Here is a 17,905-nt window from a genome sequence, read left to right as displayed (position 1 = left end):
AAATAAATTTATGATTCAAAATAATATTCTTAAAAAGCCCTTCTTTTTGATAGCTATCCTACTAGTCTCCTGGAATAGTTTTTCGCAAAATAACATTTCAAAAATAGCCTTTGGATCGTGTTCGAATCAAAGTAACCCATTACCCATTTTTGATGTTGTCGTAAAACACCAACCTGATTTATTTATATTTCTTGGTGACAACATTTATGGAGACACCGAAAATATGAATACACTGCAATCTAAATACGACCGATTAGCGGCTAAACCTACTTTTCAAAATTTGAAAAAGAATGTGCCCATCATTGCTACTTGGGACGATCACGATTACGGACAAAATGATGCGGGTCGGCATTATCCAAAAAAAGAGGAATCAAAAGAACTATTTTTGAATTTTTTTGATGAACCTGTAGCTTCCGAAAGACGAAAACATGAAGGAATATACACGTCCTATATGTATGAAAACAAAGGTAAAAAAGTACAAATTATCTTGTTAGACAACCGAACTTTCAGAGACAATCACAAAAAATATAACGGCGAAGCAAAGGATGATAAGCGGTATTTCTATTCTTTGGATTATGCGCCAATACAAAACCCCGACTCGACCTATCTGGGAGCCACGCAATGGAAATGGCTGGAAGCAGAATTGCAAAAACCTGCTGATGTCAGACTGATTGGTTCCGGTTCGCAGTTTGGAATTGAATACAACGGTTACGAAGGCTGGGCTAATTTTCCGTTGGAGCAAAAAAGATTCTTAAACCTTATCAAGAAAACGAAAGCAAACGGTATTTTGTTTTTAACAGGTGACGTGCATTATGGTGAAATCTCTAAACTTGCGGAACCCGGGTTGTATCCTATATATGACTTTACCTCAAGTGGACTTTCCTCTACTTGGCATTTTGCAACACCCAACAAAAACAGAATTGAAGGTCCTATCATGGAAAACCATTTTGGTTTATTAACCATCGATTGGAAAAAGAAAATCCCACAAATAAAAATGGAAATATGGGATGTTAATGACAATCAACGTGCAGAATACACGATTGGGTTGGATGAAATTAGTTTTAAGAAATAGCACTTTTGTGAGAGTAAATTATTATCGAAACCACCATCTTTAGTTTTAAAAAAAACTATTTGCTCTAAACAAAACCGATTCAGAATCTCGAGCAAAATTTATTTACAAAACACGTATTGCTTTTACGAATCTACGGGTGTAACCAGGCTTTTTCAAACTTGTAATCACCACTTGCATTTCACGACCTGAGGTAGAATGGATAAAATCACTTTCCATTCCTTTTGGATTTGTTACAATACCCAAATGTCCAATAACATTTCTGGTAGGACTCAAAAACAACAGAATATCACCTTTTTTCACATTACCAATCGGGATTTCTTTACCAAAATTTTTAAACTGCGAAGAACTTCGTGGAACCTGAATTTTGAAATGATTATACACAAAGTATACAAATCCGGAGCAGTCAAAGCCATTCTTGCTGCTGCCGGCTGAAACATAGGGTGTTCCTAAAAATTCCAATCCATAGCTTACAATTCTATCTCCCAAGGAATCATCATCATTAGTCGGATTTAAAAATGTTTTAGTGACAGTAATTTCATTTATTTGCGATGAAAACCTACCTGCCTCTGATGAGCCATACGTACTACTTTCTAAAACAAGTAGCGATACGCCAATAAACAATATCAATTTCATGGTATTTATATTTTTAAATTTCATAGTGAAATAATTAAAATAGCATACTTTAAGTTAATAATGGAAATCTCTGTTTCTGTATTTCATAATTGAAACAGTAAGATTATCGAATCCCATAAAGTTTACTAAATCTAGCTAAATTATATCTTTTCAAGTGAAAGCGAGTAAAAAAGCCCAAATGCTAAAAGACAAACAATAAACGTACCAATAAACCTATAGTATAACAATATTTGCGTGTCTTTTAATACAAGCAACACAAATTACTTTCCGCAAAAAAGCCCCAATCCGGGGCTTTTCATATTTTATTCTTCTGCTTCGTCTGTACCATGGGATTTTGAATAGCCTCTCCATTTCTCGATACAATCCTGAAAATCCTGCGGGAGTTCCGTATCAAAACGCATCATTTCTTTGGTTGTAGGATGCACAAAGCCTAAAGTTTTAGCATGTAAAGCTTGTCTTGGTAACGCTTTGAAACAGTTGTCAATAAACTGCTTGTATTTCGTAAACGTAGTTCCTTTTAGAATCAAATGACCGCCATAACGCTCGTCATTAAATAAAGGATGTCCTATGTGTTTCAAGTGTGCACGAATTTGGTGTGTTCTTCCGGTTTCCAGTTGGCACGAAATTAATGTTACATAACCAAAACGCTCCAACACTTTATAATGCGTCACGGCAGGTTTCCCAATTTCCGGATCAGCAAAAACCGCCATTTGCATGCGATCTTTCAAGTGTCTTGCTAAGTTTCCCTCAATCGTTCCTTTATCAGCCACAACATTTCCCCAAACCAAAGCCACATACTCTCTTTCAGAAGTTTTAGCTTCAAATTGCTTGGCAAGATGCGTCATAGCCGCTTCGGTTTTGGCAATCACCAATAAACCCGAAGTGTCTTTATCGATTCTATGCACTAATCCGGGACGTTCACTGCTGTTCATGGGTAAATTCTCAAAATGAAAAGCCAACGCATTCACTAATGTTCCCGTATAATTCCCGTGACCGGGATGCACTACCAATCCTGGCGGTTTATTAATCAATAAAAGTGTAGCATCTTCATAGACAATATCTAACGGAATATCTTCGGGATCTACTCTATTTTCAAAAGGAGGATGCGATAACATAACACGAACCACATCATTGGCTTTTACCTTGTAATTCGACTTTACCGTTGCGTCGTTTACAAAAATATTTCCTTCGGTAGCAGCGGTTTGTATTTTATTGCGAGTTGCATTTTGAATCAGGCTCATCAAGTATTTATCAATTCGCAAAGACGTTTGGCCTTTAGGAACTTCAAACCTGAAATGTTCAAATAACTCGTCTTCTAAATCTATTGTATCTATATTATTGTTCATCAATTGGTGTTTCTTCTATTGGTGCAACCAGAGTATCCGCAGCACTCTCTTCTTCTTCATAACTCATTTTTCCGTCTCCTAAAACCAAATCAATTTTGGATGATTTCAAGACTCTGTCTCCTACTTTCAGGTTTCTTCCTTTAAAACGCATTTCCAACACCATATCTTTTCCAAGATTTGGAACATAGGTAACCGTACCTTCCTCAAGTCCTAACGCTTTCAAGGTTGGAACTGCTTCACGATATGTTTTTTCTATCAAATCAGGAATTCGCACAGATGAAAATCCCGAAGTATTTATTTTTATGTATATTTTTCTACCCACTTTTACCTTTGTACCCGGCGATGGATCTTGCTCTACTACACTGAATTGCGGAAAATCACTTCTATAATCCACACTATCCAAAAGCACATAATCTAAGTCCAACTCATCCAGCTTTTCCTCCACTTGCTCTTCTGTCAATTTACTCAAATTCGGAACTGCAATTTCATGACCATGATCTGTTGTAAAAGTCAACCAATGCATAAACAAATAGCCCAAAACGGCAATAATGGCAAGAGCAATTAATACTTGTCCAAAAAAGACACGGCTGGTAAGATACTTACGTAAACTCATAAATTTATTTTTATATGTGGCAAAGATAAAGCTATTTCGTTTCAAAAAAAATGATAATTTTGTTTAATGCCTTTTGGAGCTATTTCCCGCTATTCATTACAATCTTTTTATCCGCCGAAAAGGCTGATAAAAAGGATTTACACTATTATCGGGGCTAGAATCTAGTGCTAAAAACACATTATTATTTATTCGAACAACTAAGAACAAAACGATACAAAATGAAAAACATTGCCATCATCATGGGCGGATATTCCAGCGAGTATAAAATCTCACTCATCAGCGGAAACGTCGTATACCAATTTCTAGACAAAACGAAATACAACGGATTCCGAATCCATATTTTCAAAGAAAAATGGGTCTATGTTGATGCTAATGACGCTGAATTTCCTATCGATAAAAATGACTTTTCAGTAACTGTTGATGGTAATAAAATCACTTTTGACTGTGTTTTCAATGCCATTCACGGAACTCCCGGCGAAGACGGATTGATGCAGGCGTATTTCGAATTATTGCATATTCCGCAAACTTCCTGCGATTATTATCAAGCAGCATTAACGTTCAACAAACGCGATTTATTATCTGTTTTAAAACCATACGGAATAAAGACTGCCACTTCCTATTACCTAAACAAAGGCGATGCTATCAATACGGACGAAATTGTAGCTAAAGTTGGTTTACCTTGTTTTGTAAAACCAAATAAAGCAGGTTCCAGTTTTGGAATTTCCAAAGTAAAAACAATTGATGAATTGCCAATCGCGATTGAAGTTGCTTACAAAGAAGACAACGAAATCATCATCGAAAGTTTCCTTGACGGAACCGAAGTTTCAGTTGGAGTCATCAATTACAAAGGAAAAGTAACCGTTTTACCGATAACTGAAATTGTTTCTGACAATGATTTCTTCGATTATGAAGCCAAATATTTGGGTAAATCACAAGAAATTACGCCGGCAAGAATCTCAGATGAAATGACCCAAAAAGTGAGCGAAATAGCCAAACGCGCATACGAAGTCCTCAAAATGAAAGGTTTCTCCCGAAGCGAATTTATATTGGTAAACGGAGAACCACACATGCTAGAAATGAACACCATTCCGGGATTAACAACGGAAAGTTTGATTCCGCAGCAAGCCAAAGCCGCCGGAATTTCATTAGAAGATTTGTTTACTAATGCGATAGAATTGGCATTAAATAACTAACTTTCTATTATGACAGAAATCTTTGAATGGAACCGATTATTATACAATGATTTACCAGAATCCTTTCTTTTAGAAGTCATTTTCCGTTCCACCATAATGTTTACAGTTTTACTGTTGACATTAAAAGTCGCAGGAAAACGTGGCGTGAAACAATTATCGGTATTTGAAACGGTCATCATAATTGCTTTGGGATCAGCAGCCGGAGATCCCATGTTTTATGAAGAAGTTGGTATCATTCCACCAATAACCGTATTTCTAGTTATTATACTTTTGTACCGATTAGTAACTTGGCTCACCGGGAAAAGTAAGCGCTTTGAAGAGTTTATAGAAGGAAAAACCGAATGCATCATCAGCGAAGGTAAATTTTCTATCGCTACCTTTAAAAAAGAAAGTCTGGCACAAGATGAATTCTTTTCGGAACTTAGATTGAAATCAGTAGAACATTTAGGACAAGTCAAAAATGCATTTATGGAGACCAGTGGCGAAATCAGTGTTTTCTATTATGAAGACCATGAAGTTAAACCAGGATTGCCAATTCTGCCTTTTTTATTTAAACAAAAAAGTAAAACGATTCCAACAGAAGGGATTTATTCCTGTACCTTTTGCGGAAATACTGAAACCCACAAATCAGGAAATGCAGAGTGTCGCGTGTGTGAAAAATCCGAATGGGTCCAAGCGATAAAAACACTTCGAAAAACCTAATTGAACCCAAAAAATATAAGTTCGATTTAATTATATCTTACAAAATGAGAAAAGCCATATTCCCGGGATCATTCGATCCAATCACCCTAGGACATGAAGATATCATCAAAAGAAGTATTTCGTTATTTGATGAAATCGTAATCGCTATTGGTATTAATGCCGAAAAAAAATACATGTTTTCACTTGAAGAAAGAAAACGTTTCATTGAAGAAACCTTCAAGAATGAGCCTAAAGTTTCGGTGATTACCTATGAAGGTTTGACAATTGATTTGTGCCATAAAATAAAAGCTGATTTTATCCTTCGTGGTTTACGCAATCCAGCCGATTTCGAATTCGAAAAAGCAATTGCCCACACCAATCGTCGCTTATCAAAAATAGAAACTGTATTCTTATTAACCGCAGCCAGAACTTCCTATATCAGCTCCAGCATTGTGAGAGATGTAATTAGAAATCACGGACAATATGAAATGCTAGTTCCTGAAGCAGTACGAGTCAAATAATTTAAAAGAGATTTTGTCAAGTCGAGCGCAGTCGAGACTAAAAGATAGGTCTCGACTGCGCTCGACTTGACAAATAAACAGTAACAATATTACTTGTGAAACGAGGCAATAAGCCGTACTTTCGCCTAAAATAAAAGCCATTAAACATGAGTATAGAAAGAGAATTAAGCAAACGTAGCGGATCAAAATGTGAACTTTGTGGCGCAACCGAAAACCTAAAAGTATACCAAGTTTTGCCTACAAAAAAAGGTGGACTTGACGAAAGTATCATGGCTTGCAGTACGTGTATTGACCAAATCGAAAATCCGGATAACGTAGATTTAAATCATTGGAGATGTTTGAATGACAGCATGTGGAGCGAACATACTGCCGTGCAGGTTGTCGCGTGGAGAATGTTAAGCCGTTTGCGTGCAGCTGGATGGCCTCAAGAATTATTAGACCAAATGTATTTAGACGAAGATACTTTAGCTTGGGCACAAGCAACTGGCGAAGGTGAAGACGATGAAAATAAAGTGATTCACCGTGACAGTAATGGCGTAATTTTAGAACATGGAGATTCAGTCGTTTTAATCAAAGATTTAAAAGTAAAAGGTTCCAGTATGGTAGCTAAACAAGGAACTGCAGTACGTAACATTAGACTGGATCACGAAAATGCCGAATACATCGAAGGAAAAGTAGATGGTCAGCAGATTGTTATCATTACACAATACGTTAAGAAAATATAATTCTTTTTTTAGTAAAAATGAGTTGTGAGAAGTAAATGGTGAGTGGTTCAGATTTACACTGACCTCCAAAAGAATCATTTTTTAATATAAAAAATCGTTAGTGGTAAATTTTACCACTAACGATTTTTTTATAAACACTAGAAAAGGAATCAGTATTTTTTCCACTATTCACTTCTCACCAACCACTACTCTTCCTCTTTCTTAATTACTTTTCTGGCAACTTCAATTTTAAATTTCTTGCCTTTCATTTTCTCGTCTTTAATGGCGTGAAGCAAGTCTTTTACTTTGTTGAATTTTACGGCAGCAAAAGAGATAAAATCTTTCACTTCAATTAATCCTAAATCGCCTTTTTCCAGTTTTCCCTTTTGAGAAAAGAAACCTACAATATCAATTTTATTCAATTTATTTTTCTTTCCGCCACTAATATAAATGGTTTGAAATTCAGGTGGTTTTGGTAATGAAGTAGAGTTTTCGATTTTCAAAACGTCCATGCCGTAATCAATGTAATCCATTTTTTTCTCACTTTCATGAGCAACAATATACGCGGTTCCAGAAGCTAACATACGCGCTGTACGTCCGTTTCTATGGGTAAATTCGTCTTCTTTGGATGGCAAATGATAATGAATTACGTGATTCATTTCGGGAATATCAAGTCCACGAGCAGCCAAATCTGTTGTAATTAAATAGCTTACGCTTCCGTTTCTGAACTGGATTAATGCGCGTTCTCTTTCGTCCTGATCCATTCCACCATGATAATACGTGGCATAAATTCCTTTTTCGTTCAACGTATCACTGATGCGTTCCGCAGCATCACGATGGTTGCAAAAAACAATAGCCGATTGTGATTTCAAAGAACAAATCAAGTTGAACAAACTTCCTATTTTGTCTTTTTCTTTCGAAACAACCATTTTCATGGAAAGATTAGTTTCTGCTACATTTTCTGGAATGAAATCCAAAATAGTCGGGTTTACGACTCTTGTATATCTTGGAATCTCAATATCCGAAGTGGCTGAAACCAACACACGTTTGTTGAGTTTTGTTAATTTTCCAATGATAAATGACATTTGCTCATGGAAACCCAATTGCAAGGATTTATCAAATTCATCTAAAATTAGCGTTTGGATTTTATCTACACGGAAAGTTCCTCTGTCAATATGATCTGCAATTCTTCCCGGAGTTCCCACTAAAACTGCTGGAGGATTACTTAAATTCTTAATTTCGGTATCAATGGAATGTCCGCCGTAGCACACATTTACTTTATAATCGGTTCCCATTTTTTTCCAAACTTGTTCAATCTGTAATCCTAATTCACGTGATGGAACCAGAATTAAACATTGAACTGATTGAATTTCGGGTTGTAACATTTCTAAAATAGGCAACAAAAAAGCCAAAGTTTTTCCGGAACCTGTTGGCGAAAGCAATAAAACATTATTGTCGTTCAGGATAGTATCTTGTGCTACTTCCTGCATTTCGTTCAGGCTTTCGATGCCTAAATTCAAAAGTATATTGTTGGAATGGTGTTTCTTATTCATTTTGCAAAGGTAATTTTTAATTCTGAGTTATGAATTTTGAATTAAAAATTTTCATTTTTTAAAATTGGGAGCTTCCTTTTTTTGCTATCTTTTCTATACCTATCGAAAAAAAGCTACATTTGATATTCCATTTAAAAACCGAAATATGAGATTTTTCACATTCCTTTTTTTACTATTCTCCATCAGTACTTTTGCACAAAAAACGAATAAATACGATACTTTTTTCGAAAAAGGCAATGGAAATCAATCGGCATCCTACCAAGAAACAATTGCTTATTACAAACTTCTTGCAGATGATTTCCCTACTATCGAAATGCAAAAAATGGGATTAACAGACAGCGGTGAACCTTTGCACATGGTTGTTTTCAATCCTGAAAAGCAATTTGACTTTGGAATCATCCAAAAAAACAAAGCCGTAATCCTACTCAATAATGGTATTCACGCAGGAGAACCAGACGGAATTGACGCTTCAATGCAATTATTTAGAGATTTAGCTTTGGGCAAAATAAAAGCACCAAAAAACACGGTTATCGTTTGTATTCCGGTGTATAATATTGGAGGCGCTTTAAACAGAAATTCGACTTCAAGAGCCAATCAGGACGGACCGGAAATTTATGGCTTTCGTGGTAATGCCAGAAACTACGATTTGAATCGTGATTTCATCAAGTCCGATACCCGAAATACGAAAAGTTTTGTGGACATTTTCCATAAAATAAATGCTGATGTTTTCATTGACAACCACGTTAGTAATGGCTCAGATTACCAATACAAACTTACCTACATTATGACCCAACATAACAAATTGGGAACTGTTTTAGGGGATTTTTTAAATACTGAAATGATGCCTGCTTTAGTCCAAGATTTACAAAAAAAGAACATCGAAACTACGCCCTATGTGAATGCTTTTCAGGACACACCGGATAAAGGTTTTGGTCAATTTTTTGAAAGCCCAAGATTTGCAACAGGTTACACTTCGTTATTCAACACAATAGGGTTTGTCGTGGAAACGCACATGCTTAAAAAATATGCCGATCGCGTAAAAGTAACTTATGAATACATGCGTTCCGCAATTGACTTTACGGATGCTAATTATAAAAAAATTAAACAGCTGCGATTGAAAAATGAAGAGCAGTACCAACCTAACAAAGCGTACACGCTAAAATGGGAAATTGACAGTACAAAAACGGTTCCTTTTTCGTTTTTAGGCTATGAAGCCAGTTATAAGAAAAGTGACGTAACGTCTGGAAATCGCTTGTTTTATGACCGTACAAAACCATTCAAAAAGGACATTCCGTACAGCAAGGAATTCAAATCTGTAAAAGAAATAATCATTCCGGAAGCGTATATCATTCCAAGGGGATTTTGGCCTGTTATCGATTTATTAAAAAGCAATACCATCACCTATCGCCAATTAAAAAATGATACGATAATTGAAGTTGAAAGCTATAAAATTGCGGATTTTAAAACGACAAATTCAGCTTACGAAGGCCATTATTTGCACCGAAACACTTCGGTAACTTCTAAAATGGAGAAAGTGGCTTTCGCCAAAGGAGATTACATAATTCCAACACAACAAAAGGGAATCAAATATTTATTGGAAACATTAGAACCAGAAGCAATCGATTCTTTCTTCAACTGGAACTTTTTCGATACGATGTTACAACAAAAAGAAGGGTATTCAGATTATGTTTTTGAAGATTCAGCAACACTGATTTTGAAAGAAAATCCAAAACTGAAAACCGAATTTGATTTGAAAAAACAAAGCGACGTAAACTTCATCAATAATCCAGAAGCGCAACTGGACTGGATTTACAAACATTCGGTTTATTATGAAAAGGCACATTTACAATATTCTGTGTATCGCATCTTAAAATAAAAAAAAGCTCCTATTTCAGGAGCTTTTCTTCTTCAAATAATAATTTTATATTCTCGTAAGAGTTTTTTAACGCCTCTTTTATTTGTTCTGGATTCATCCAAGCTACTTTTTCGATTCCTTCTTCTAATTGCCCTTGTGGCGTTCCTTCGAAATCAGATTGCATTTCGAACCAATGTGTAATTTTCAATTTGTATTTTCCATTACGTCTAAAAACATGATAGGTTTTTTGAAGTTTATGGGATATTGTCAAGCCATTTACACCAGTCTCTTCCTCTACTTCACGCATGGCTGTGGCATCAATTTCTTCACCTTTTTCGATTCCACCTTTTGGTAAATCCCATTTTCCATTTCTAAAAATGAACAAAACTTCGCCTTTTTTATTGTAAACTAAACCGCCGCCAGCTTTGGTAACAGGTATTTTTGCTTTCAAAGTCTTTAAAATAACGCTTTCATCAGGATGATATAAGTACGCTTTTTGAATTTTATTTTGAAATATTTTTACTATAAGTTGCTCTATGTCAATACTTTCTAATAAAAACAATTGAAAATCGGTCTCCTTAGAGATGTGATTTGTCAAAAAAAGTGGTTTGTCGTTAACAAAAACTTTATACATTTGTACTATGATTTTTAATAAAGATACAGCCGAAAAAACAGCCGAATTTCTTTTGCAAATAAATGCAATTAAATTGAATCCAAGAAATCCTTTTACATGGGCTTCTGGATGGAAATCGCCTATTTATTGTGATAACAGATTAATCCTCTCATTTCCAGCCGTAAGGAATTACGTCCGGGATGAATTTTCTAAAAATATTGAGAAACAATTTGGTAAACCAGATGTTATTGCCGGTGTTGCTACTGGAGCAATAGGAATTGGAATGCTGGTAGCGGAAAGTTTAGGATTACCATTTGTGTATGTTCGTCCAGAAGCAAAAAAACACGGAAGACTAAACCAAGTAGAAGGTTTTTTACAAAAAGGACAAAATGTAATTGTTGTAGAAGATTTGATTAGTACTGGAAACAGCAGCTTGCTTGCTGTTGAAGCTTTACGTGAAGCTGGAGCTAATGTAAAAGGAATGGCAGCAATCTTTACCTACGGTTTTGATGTTGCTGATGAAAATTTCAAAAATGCGCATCTGGATTTATACACGCTAAGTAATTATCAAAATTTATTGAATTTAGCCGTTGCCAAAAGATATATTACAGACGAGGAAGAACAAACTTTAAGAGAATGGAATGTGAGTCCATCCACTTGGAACATTGAAGTTTAAAAAAATAAATAAAATACTGGAAATATGAACTTAGAAAGTCCAAAAGTTAGCGTCCCAAAATCAGCTCAAGAATTATTTGACTTGTTAAGTGATGTCAAAAATTTTGAAAAATTAATGCCTGAAAACATCGCAAAATTTGAAGTTATTGGTGACGATGCTTTTATTTTTGGATTAAAAGGAATGCCGGAAATCAAGTTAAAAATGAAAGAAAAAGTAGCTCCAAGCAAAATTGTTTTGGGAGCTGCAAGTGATAAACTTCCATTTACATTGGTAGCAAATATAGATTCTGTTTCTGAAACTTCAAGTGATGTAAAACTTGATTTCGAGGGTGATTTTAATCCTATGATGGCTATGATGATAAAAGGTCCGATTGGGAAATTTATCGAGACTTTAGCTGGAAATATGACCAAATTATAAAAAATAGTTTAAAATAAAAAGAAACCCTTTTAGTGCAAACTGAAAGGGTTTCTTTTTTAATTGCAATAATCATGCAGTTAGCCCTCAGTTTACCTAAAAAACGAGAATTCTTAAAACCAATTTAAATGAAAAAATTTATAGCAATATCAGTAATTTTAATATTTAGTTCTTGTCATTCTTTTAATCAATTAAGTTTTGATGAAGATTTAGCTACTAAAATTAATTTACAATATAAAACAGAAAAAAAGCCAATTGATTTAACAGAAATAACTGATTTTGAATGGGATAATTATATTGTGATTGGTTGTTATCAAATCCCTGAACAAGTTGGAAAAAAATATAATATAGATTTATCAAATATTTCTGAATATGCTGCAGCAAATGATTGGAATTCCCTTTTAGTTTTTATAAAAAACAAAAAATCGATTAAAATTTGTGACGTAAAACGTGGTACAGAATTTAGCGAAAAAAAGCTATTGAAAGTTAAATGAAACTAATTCAAACAAAAAAACCGAATGGCTAACTGGCGTTTTGATGTAGTGTGGTTTTAGTGGAATTACCGTTTCACATCATGTTTTCGTTAAACAATACTCTGTTCCGAAATTCCCACCATCTCAAAGCACCAGGCCGTTAATACAACATTTGAATTTCTTTAATATCAAATTCAGCAATGCTGTCATCTTCCAGAAGAATTTCAAGTTTCCCAACAGCAGAAACCCCTTGAATAATCCCCATAAAATTTTGTTGCTTCTGGTCTGAAAAAGGCATTGGCAAACCTTTTTTATATAATTTATTGCTGTAATCAGACCACAAAACGGCAGCATTGTGTTTGCATAACTTTACATTTTTTTCTATTGCGTCACAAATAGAAAAAAGAAGTTCATCTTTATCAAATTTTGCATTACAAATCACCGCCAAAGAAGAGGCTTTTGGTAAATTATCAAAATTGGTTTGATTCACATTTAGACCTAGACCGACAATAGAAATGATGGTTCCGTCACTTTTGATACTGTTTTCAATCAAAATGCCACCTATTTTTTTGTTGTATGACATTATGTCGTTAGGCCATTTTATACTAAGATTAGGAATCTTAAATGATTCTAAAACTTCAATTACAGCAAGTGAAACTGCAATATTCAGGTTGAAAATCTGACAAATATCTTCTAAAAAATCCTTAACCAAAAGACTCATTATTAAGTTTTTACTCGTCTCAGAGGCCCAAACAGCACCCATTTGACCTTTCCCCTTTGTTTGATTCTCAGCAGTTACAACAGTAAAGTTTTCCAACTCTTGTTTATTCGATAAGCCTTTAAGGAATTCGTTTGTAGAATCTATGGCATCGAGTTTGATTAGTTTCATATACAGTTTTTTGTGAAACAGAATTTAATATTGTGTTAAGGTTCAAAAATAATCACAAAAAATGGTAACTTTACAAACTTATATATAAAAATAATTCATGGCGAAAAAGACTATAAATAATGACGTTCTATTAGCGAACATCATTAAGGGGATAGAAGAAGTAAAAGGAAATGATATTACCATCCTTGATTTAAGAGAAATAGATACAGCGGTTTGCGACTATTTTGTAATTTGTAACGGTAATTCAAATACACAAGTTAACGCCATAGTAAACTCCATACAAAAAACAGTATCCAAAGAATTAAAAGACAAGCCTTGGCATGTTGAAGGAACTGATAATGCAGAATGGGTACTAATGGATTATGTAAATATTGTGGTTCATGTATTTCAAAAACACATCCGTGAATACTACAACATCGAAAGTTTATGGGGCGATGCAAAAATAACCACCATTGAAAACAAATACTAAAGAAACATAACTCCTAGTAATGGCTAAAGATAATAATCCAAATTCGAATAAGTTTAAAGTAAGCCCTTGGTTAATTTACACTGCAATATTATTAATTTTCTTGTTTATAAGTTTTATAACTGGCGGTTCTAGTTTAAACGAACCAGGTCAATTAACTTCTTCTAAATTTAACGATTATTTAGAAAAAGGCCAGATTGAGAAAGTTATAGTTTACAACAAAACTGAAGCTGAAGTTTTTCTTAATGCAACAGCATTGAAAGATGCAGCACACAAAAAAGTTTCTAAAGACGTATTTGACAGACCTAACAAAGGTCCTCATTATACTTTTGACATTGGTAACGATCAAATTTTCCAAAATAAACTGGAAAAAGCGGTTGCTGAAGGTAAGTTGAAAGATTTTAACTTCTTGCCAAAAAATAATTGGTCGGATATTTTAATCAGTTTATTGCCAATAATAATCATTATTGCCGTTTGGATATTTATCATGAGAAAAATGTCTGGTGGTGGTGCTGGTGGCGGTGGCGGACAGATTTTTAACATTGGAAAATCTAAAGCTAAACTTTTTGACGAAAAAACAGATATCAAAACTACTTTTAAAGATGTAGCTGGTTTAGAAGGAGCAAAAGAAGAGATACAAGAAATTGTTGAATTCCTGAAAAATCCTGAAAAATATACTAATCTAGGTGGTAAAATACCAAAAGGAGCTTTACTAGTAGGGCCTCCTGGAACTGGAAAAACATTATTGGCAAAAGCTGTAGCAGGTGAAGCCCAAGTACCATTCTTCTCTTTATCAGGTTCTGATTTTGTTGAAATGTTTGTAGGTGTAGGTGCATCCCGTGTGCGTGATTTATTCAAACAAGCCAAAGAAAAATCTCCTGCGATCATATTCATTGATGAAATTGATGCAGTAGGTAGAGCCAGAGGAAAAAGCAATATGTCCGGTGGAAATGACGAACGTGAGAATACATTGAACCAATTACTGACAGAAATGGACGGTTTTGGAACTAATTCTAATGTAATTGTTTTAGCTGCGACAAACAGAGCTGATGTATTGGACAAAGCCTTAATGCGTGCAGGTCGTTTTGACAGACAAATTTTTGTAGACTTACCAGACATTCGTGAACGTGCTGAGATTTTTAAAGTACACTTAGCTCCTTTGAAAAAAATTGAAGGATTAGATACTGACTTTTTAGCCAAACAAACTCCAGGATTTTCTGGTGCGGATATTGCAAATGTGTGTAATGAAGCTGCTTTGATTGCCGCAAGAAACAATAAAACTGCAGTTGACAAACAAGATTTCCTTGACGCTGTAGATAGAATTGTAGGTGGTCTTGAAAAGAAAAATAAAATTGTAACTCCTGATGAGAAGAAAGCAATTGCTATTCATGAAGCAGGACACGCAACAGTTAGTTGGATGCTGGAACATGCAGCTCCATTAATTAAAGTAACCATTGTTCCTAGAGGACAAAGTTTAGGAGCCGCTTGGTACTTGCCAGAAGAGCGTTTAATTGTTCGTCCGGATCAAATGCTAGACGAAATGTGTGCTACTATGGGAGGAAGAGCTGCTGAAAAAGTAACATTTAACAGAATTTCAACTGGTGCTTTAAGCGACTTGGAAAAAGTTACTAAACAAGCACGTGCTATGGTAACTGTTTATGGTTTGAATGAAAAAATTGGTAATGTAACCTATTACGATTCAACAGGACAAAGCGAATACAATTTTTCTAAACCGTACTCAGAAGAAACAGCCAGAGTTATTGATGAAGAAATTTCATTACTAATTGAAGGCCAATACCAAAGAGCGATTCAAATATTAGAAGAGAACAAAGACAAACTAAATCAACTGGCAAATATCTTAATCGAAAAAGAAGTCATTTTTAAAGATGACTTAGAAGCTATTTTCGGAAAAAGAACATTTGATAAAAATCTTGAGGAAGTCGTATCTTAGAAAACACACAAATTATTTAATTATTTTTAAAATCTTAATTCAAAAACTACTTTTGAATTAAGATTTTTTTATCTTTGGACGTTTTCAAATAACAAATTATAGTGTTTTACAAAAATATGAGTCTTTTTAGAAAATTTTTTGGTTCTAGCAATCCGGCTTCTGAGGAAGATAAAGAAAGTGAATTTAGTAAATCCCATACTGATAATGCAACCTCTATAGATGAAAAATTCATCTACAATTTTAAAAAAAATGGTGGTAAGTTTTTGTATTGCGAAAACGCTGATGAAGTAAAAGAACAATTTGAAAATATACTAGAAGAAAACGATTGGTTTGAAAGCGAAGTTTTATGCTATGAACCAAACCTTTTTGGAATGCTTGATGACAACAAACTTACTTACAACAAACCTGTAAGCCCTAAATTTCTTCTTGCAAGTTGTGAGAATTTAATTGCTGAGGAAGGTTCTATCCTTTTCTCATCAAAACAAATTAAACAAAACAAACCTAACGAATTACCTACCAATATTATCATAATAGCCAATACAAGCCAAATTCTTGCTGCAAAAAGCGATGGACTTAGTGCTATAAAAAAGAAATACGAAAGAGATTATCCTACCAATATTACTACAATAAAATATTTCGAGAAAGCTAAAGAAGAAGATTTTACACAATACGGAAGTTCGGCAAAAAATCTATATTTATTGCTTTTAGAAGATCTTTAAGATGAATGAAACTCTAAAACGAGGTATATCAGGAGCTATTTATATTATATTATTACTTGCTTCTATTTTATATTCTACTGAAAGCTTTTTTATCCTTTTTGGTATATTCCTTATTATTGCAGTTTATGAATTTTGTAATTTAATTCAAATAAATAAAGTCTTTCCAATTCTTTTTGCAACTGCTCTATACACTATAGTAACTTTAGTAAGCCATTACAATAAAATCACTACAGATACTATCAATCAGACATTCGATACTGATTTAGAGATAGCAATAAATATCCAACAATTAGATGTCGTTTTATTAGTTGTAGCATTAGTCGTATCCATAAAATGTATCCTTTTTTTATTTTATGACAACATTCAAAAAATAAGCACTTCATCAAAATACCTTTATTTATTAGGATATATTATTCTTCCTTTTGTATTTATCACAAAAATTTCGTTTGGAATAAATGATTACAATCCAAAAATTATAATTGGATTATTTATCTTAATCTGGACCAATGATACCTTTGCCTACATTGTAGGTAAATCTATAGGCCGAACCAAATTATTTGAAAAAATATCTCCTAAAAAAACAATTGAAGGGTTCTTAGGCGGAATACTTTTTGCCATTTTAGCGGGTTATTTAATCTCAAAATACTACATAAAGGCTAATCCTGAATTTAGCGACAGATCCATTTTGATTTGGACTTCAATAGCTATCATTGTTGGAATAGCAGGCACCATAGGAGACTTAATTGAATCCAAATTTAAGCGTATTGCAGGCGTAAAAGACAGCGGAAACATAATGCCTGGTCATGGAGGTATACTAGATCGACTAGATAGTGTTATATTTGTAGCACCAATAATATTTTTATTTTATCAAATTTTAAACTATGTTTCATAAAGAAGGAACCCAATCTATTTTATTAGGCACCATTTTCACTGCTGTTGTCCTTTTATTGTCTGACAATTTCATTGACACCAACTGGATCAAAATGGCTATACAAATAGCTACTTTGTTACTTTTGATTATTATACTGCAATTTTTCAGAAATCCAAAAAGAACAGTGATAATCAATGAAAATCATATTCTTGCTCCTGTTGACGGAAAAGTTGTGGTTATTGAAGAAGTGTTTGAAAGCGAGTATTTCAAAGATAAACGTTTACAAATCTCCATTTTTATGTCTCCAATAAACGTACATGTTACGCGTTATGGATTAAGTGGAATTGTAAAATTCAGTAAATATCATCCTGGGAAATTCTTGGTGGCTTGGCATCCAAAAGCCAGTGAAGAAAATGAAAGAACTACAGTTGTCATCGAAAACAAAACCTTTGGTGAAATTCTATACCGTCAAATTGCTGGAGCTTTAGCTCGAAGAATCGTAAATTACGCCGAAGAAGGAATGCAAGTAATTCAGGGAACTGATGCTGGTTTTATAAAATTTGGTTCAAGAGTAGATATCTTTTTACCATTAGGAACAGAAGTGAATGTAGTATTGAATCAAAAAGCAATCGGAGGAAAAACTATTATTGCTACAAAATAAG

At 34.2% G+C, this 17,905-nt stretch carries 20 protein-coding genes; 14 read left to right on the top strand and 6 right to left on the bottom strand.

Annotation, left to right across the window (positions count from 1 at the left end; translation table 11 throughout):
• The first annotated feature begins 10 nt into the window (after nucleotides 1–10).
• On the top strand, nucleotides 11–1,072 hold the full coding sequence (locus ACNQF8_RS09940) for an alkaline phosphatase D family protein (RefSeq protein ID WP_417952232.1): 1,062 nt from the start codon (nucleotides 11–13) through the stop codon (nucleotides 1,070–1,072).
• A gap of 102 nt (nucleotides 1,073–1,174) precedes the next feature.
• On the opposite strand, the gene ACNQF8_RS09935 is transcribed toward ACNQF8_RS09940, so the two are convergent.
• From ACNQF8_RS09935 to ACNQF8_RS09925, 3 genes are all read right to left on the bottom strand, one after another.
• Nucleotides 1,175–1,705 (bottom strand): C40 family peptidase, encoded by a 531-nt coding sequence (locus ACNQF8_RS09935; protein ID WP_417953312.1) that lies wholly within the window; start codon nucleotides 1,703–1,705, stop codon nucleotides 1,175–1,177.
• Between the two features lie 302 nt (nucleotides 1,706–2,007).
• Nucleotides 2,008–3,051, bottom strand: a complete 1,044-nt coding sequence (locus ACNQF8_RS09930; protein ID WP_417953314.1) for an RluA family pseudouridine synthase — start codon at nucleotides 3,049–3,051, stop codon at nucleotides 2,008–2,010.
• The gene (locus tag ACNQF8_RS09925) at nucleotides 3,041–3,664 is read right to left on the bottom strand and encodes a PASTA domain-containing protein (protein ID WP_417952235.1); all 624 of its coding nucleotides are present in this window, start codon (nucleotides 3,662–3,664) and stop codon (nucleotides 3,041–3,043) included. The genes ACNQF8_RS09930 and ACNQF8_RS09925 overlap by 11 nt, the downstream gene beginning before the upstream one ends.
• Nucleotides 3,665–3,882: 218 nt before the next feature.
• Between ACNQF8_RS09925 and ACNQF8_RS09920 the strand changes: the two genes are divergently transcribed.
• The 4 genes from ACNQF8_RS09920 to ACNQF8_RS09905 all read left to right on the top strand — a co-directional run bounded on the left by ACNQF8_RS09920 (nucleotide 3,883) and on the right by ACNQF8_RS09905 (nucleotide 6,784).
• Nucleotides 3,883–4,857: a D-alanine--D-alanine ligase gene (locus ACNQF8_RS09920; protein ID WP_315208451.1), complete on the top strand. Its 975-nt coding sequence runs from the start codon at nucleotides 3,883–3,885 to the stop codon at nucleotides 4,855–4,857.
• Nucleotides 4,858–4,866: 9 nt separating this feature from the next.
• Complete coding sequence (locus ACNQF8_RS09915; protein ID WP_417952236.1) at nucleotides 4,867–5,559, top strand: DUF421 domain-containing protein; 693 nt, start codon at nucleotides 4,867–4,869, stop codon at nucleotides 5,557–5,559.
• Between the two features lie 44 nt (nucleotides 5,560–5,603).
• The gene (gene coaD, locus ACNQF8_RS09910) at nucleotides 5,604–6,059 is read left to right on the top strand and encodes a pantetheine-phosphate adenylyltransferase (protein ID WP_315208457.1); all 456 of its coding nucleotides are present in this window, start codon (nucleotides 5,604–5,606) and stop codon (nucleotides 6,057–6,059) included.
• 146 nt (nucleotides 6,060–6,205) lie between these two features.
• Nucleotides 6,206–6,784, top strand: coding sequence for a PhnA domain-containing protein (locus ACNQF8_RS09905; RefSeq protein WP_417952237.1), 579 nt, complete (start codon nucleotides 6,206–6,208; stop codon nucleotides 6,782–6,784).
• Between the two features lie 185 nt (nucleotides 6,785–6,969).
• On the opposite strand, the gene ACNQF8_RS09900 is transcribed toward ACNQF8_RS09905, so the two are convergent.
• The gene (locus ACNQF8_RS09900; RefSeq protein WP_417953315.1) at nucleotides 6,970–8,316 is read right to left on the bottom strand and encodes a DEAD/DEAH box helicase; all 1,347 of its coding nucleotides are present in this window, start codon (nucleotides 8,314–8,316) and stop codon (nucleotides 6,970–6,972) included.
• Nucleotides 8,317–8,461: 145 nt separating this feature from the next.
• On the opposite strand from ACNQF8_RS09900, the gene ACNQF8_RS09895 reads away from it, so the two are divergent.
• Nucleotides 8,462–10,192 (top strand): M14 family metallopeptidase, encoded by a 1,731-nt coding sequence (locus ACNQF8_RS09895; RefSeq protein WP_417953316.1) that lies wholly within the window; start codon nucleotides 8,462–8,464, stop codon nucleotides 10,190–10,192.
• Between the two features lie 10 nt (nucleotides 10,193–10,202).
• Here ACNQF8_RS09895 and ACNQF8_RS09890 read toward each other — a convergent pair whose 3' ends face one another.
• On the bottom strand, nucleotides 10,203–10,805 hold the full coding sequence (locus ACNQF8_RS09890; protein WP_282743840.1) for an NUDIX hydrolase: 603 nt from the start codon (nucleotides 10,803–10,805) through the stop codon (nucleotides 10,203–10,205).
• Nucleotides 10,806–10,812: 7 nt separating this feature from the next.
• Here ACNQF8_RS09890 and pyrE point away from each other — a divergent pair, with 7 nt between their 5' ends.
• The 3 genes from pyrE (at nucleotide 10,813) to ACNQF8_RS09875 (ending at nucleotide 12,368) form a co-directional block, all read left to right on the top strand.
• A complete protein-coding gene (pyrE, locus tag ACNQF8_RS09885; RefSeq protein WP_417953317.1) occupies nucleotides 10,813–11,460 on the top strand; it encodes an orotate phosphoribosyltransferase in 648 nt (215 codons plus the stop codon).
• Nucleotides 11,461–11,484: 24 nt separating this feature from the next.
• Nucleotides 11,485–11,877, top strand: coding sequence for an SRPBCC family protein (locus tag ACNQF8_RS09880; RefSeq protein ID WP_417952240.1), 393 nt, complete (start codon nucleotides 11,485–11,487; stop codon nucleotides 11,875–11,877).
• Between the two features lie 125 nt (nucleotides 11,878–12,002).
• Complete coding sequence (locus ACNQF8_RS09875) at nucleotides 12,003–12,368, top strand: hypothetical protein (RefSeq protein ID WP_417953318.1); 366 nt, start codon at nucleotides 12,003–12,005, stop codon at nucleotides 12,366–12,368.
• Between the two features lie 139 nt (nucleotides 12,369–12,507).
• Here the strand turns inward: ACNQF8_RS09875 and ACNQF8_RS09870 are convergent, their stop codons facing one another.
• The gene (locus ACNQF8_RS09870; RefSeq protein WP_417952242.1) at nucleotides 12,508–13,236 is read right to left on the bottom strand and encodes a biotin--[acetyl-CoA-carboxylase] ligase; all 729 of its coding nucleotides are present in this window, start codon (nucleotides 13,234–13,236) and stop codon (nucleotides 12,508–12,510) included.
• A gap of 97 nt (nucleotides 13,237–13,333) precedes the next feature.
• Between ACNQF8_RS09870 and rsfS the strand changes: the two genes are divergently transcribed.
• The 5 genes from rsfS (at nucleotide 13,334) to ACNQF8_RS09845 (ending at nucleotide 17,904) form a co-directional block, all read left to right on the top strand.
• Nucleotides 13,334–13,705: a ribosome silencing factor gene (rsfS, locus tag ACNQF8_RS09865; RefSeq protein ID WP_126455820.1), complete on the top strand. Its 372-nt coding sequence runs from the start codon at nucleotides 13,334–13,336 to the stop codon at nucleotides 13,703–13,705.
• Nucleotides 13,706–13,724: 19 nt separating this feature from the next.
• Nucleotides 13,725–15,653, top strand: coding sequence for an ATP-dependent zinc metalloprotease FtsH (ftsH, locus tag ACNQF8_RS09860; protein ID WP_315211141.1), 1,929 nt, complete (start codon nucleotides 13,725–13,727; stop codon nucleotides 15,651–15,653).
• Nucleotides 15,654–15,769: 116 nt separating this feature from the next.
• Nucleotides 15,770–16,372: an LUD domain-containing protein gene (locus ACNQF8_RS09855; RefSeq protein ID WP_315211139.1), complete on the top strand. Its 603-nt coding sequence runs from the start codon at nucleotides 15,770–15,772 to the stop codon at nucleotides 16,370–16,372.
• Between the two features lies 1 nt (nucleotide 16,373).
• A complete protein-coding gene (locus ACNQF8_RS09850) occupies nucleotides 16,374–17,264 on the top strand; it encodes a phosphatidate cytidylyltransferase (RefSeq protein WP_417952244.1) in 891 nt (296 codons plus the stop codon).
• Nucleotides 17,254–17,904 carry a phosphatidylserine decarboxylase family protein gene (locus ACNQF8_RS09845; RefSeq protein ID WP_417952245.1) on the top strand — a complete coding sequence of 217 codons (651 nt, stop codon included), beginning with the start codon at nucleotides 17,254–17,256 and terminating at the stop codon, nucleotides 17,902–17,904. Before ACNQF8_RS09850 ends, ACNQF8_RS09845 begins: the two co-directional genes overlap by 11 nt.
• Nucleotide 17,905 lies beyond the last annotated feature (1 nt).

The organism is Flavobacterium labens (assembly GCF_048286755.1).
Lineage (GTDB): Bacteria > Bacteroidota > Bacteroidia > Flavobacteriales > Flavobacteriaceae > Flavobacterium.
The sequence above is the reverse complement of the archived record's forward strand: the minus strand, read 5'-3'. Positions and strand labels throughout refer to the sequence as shown.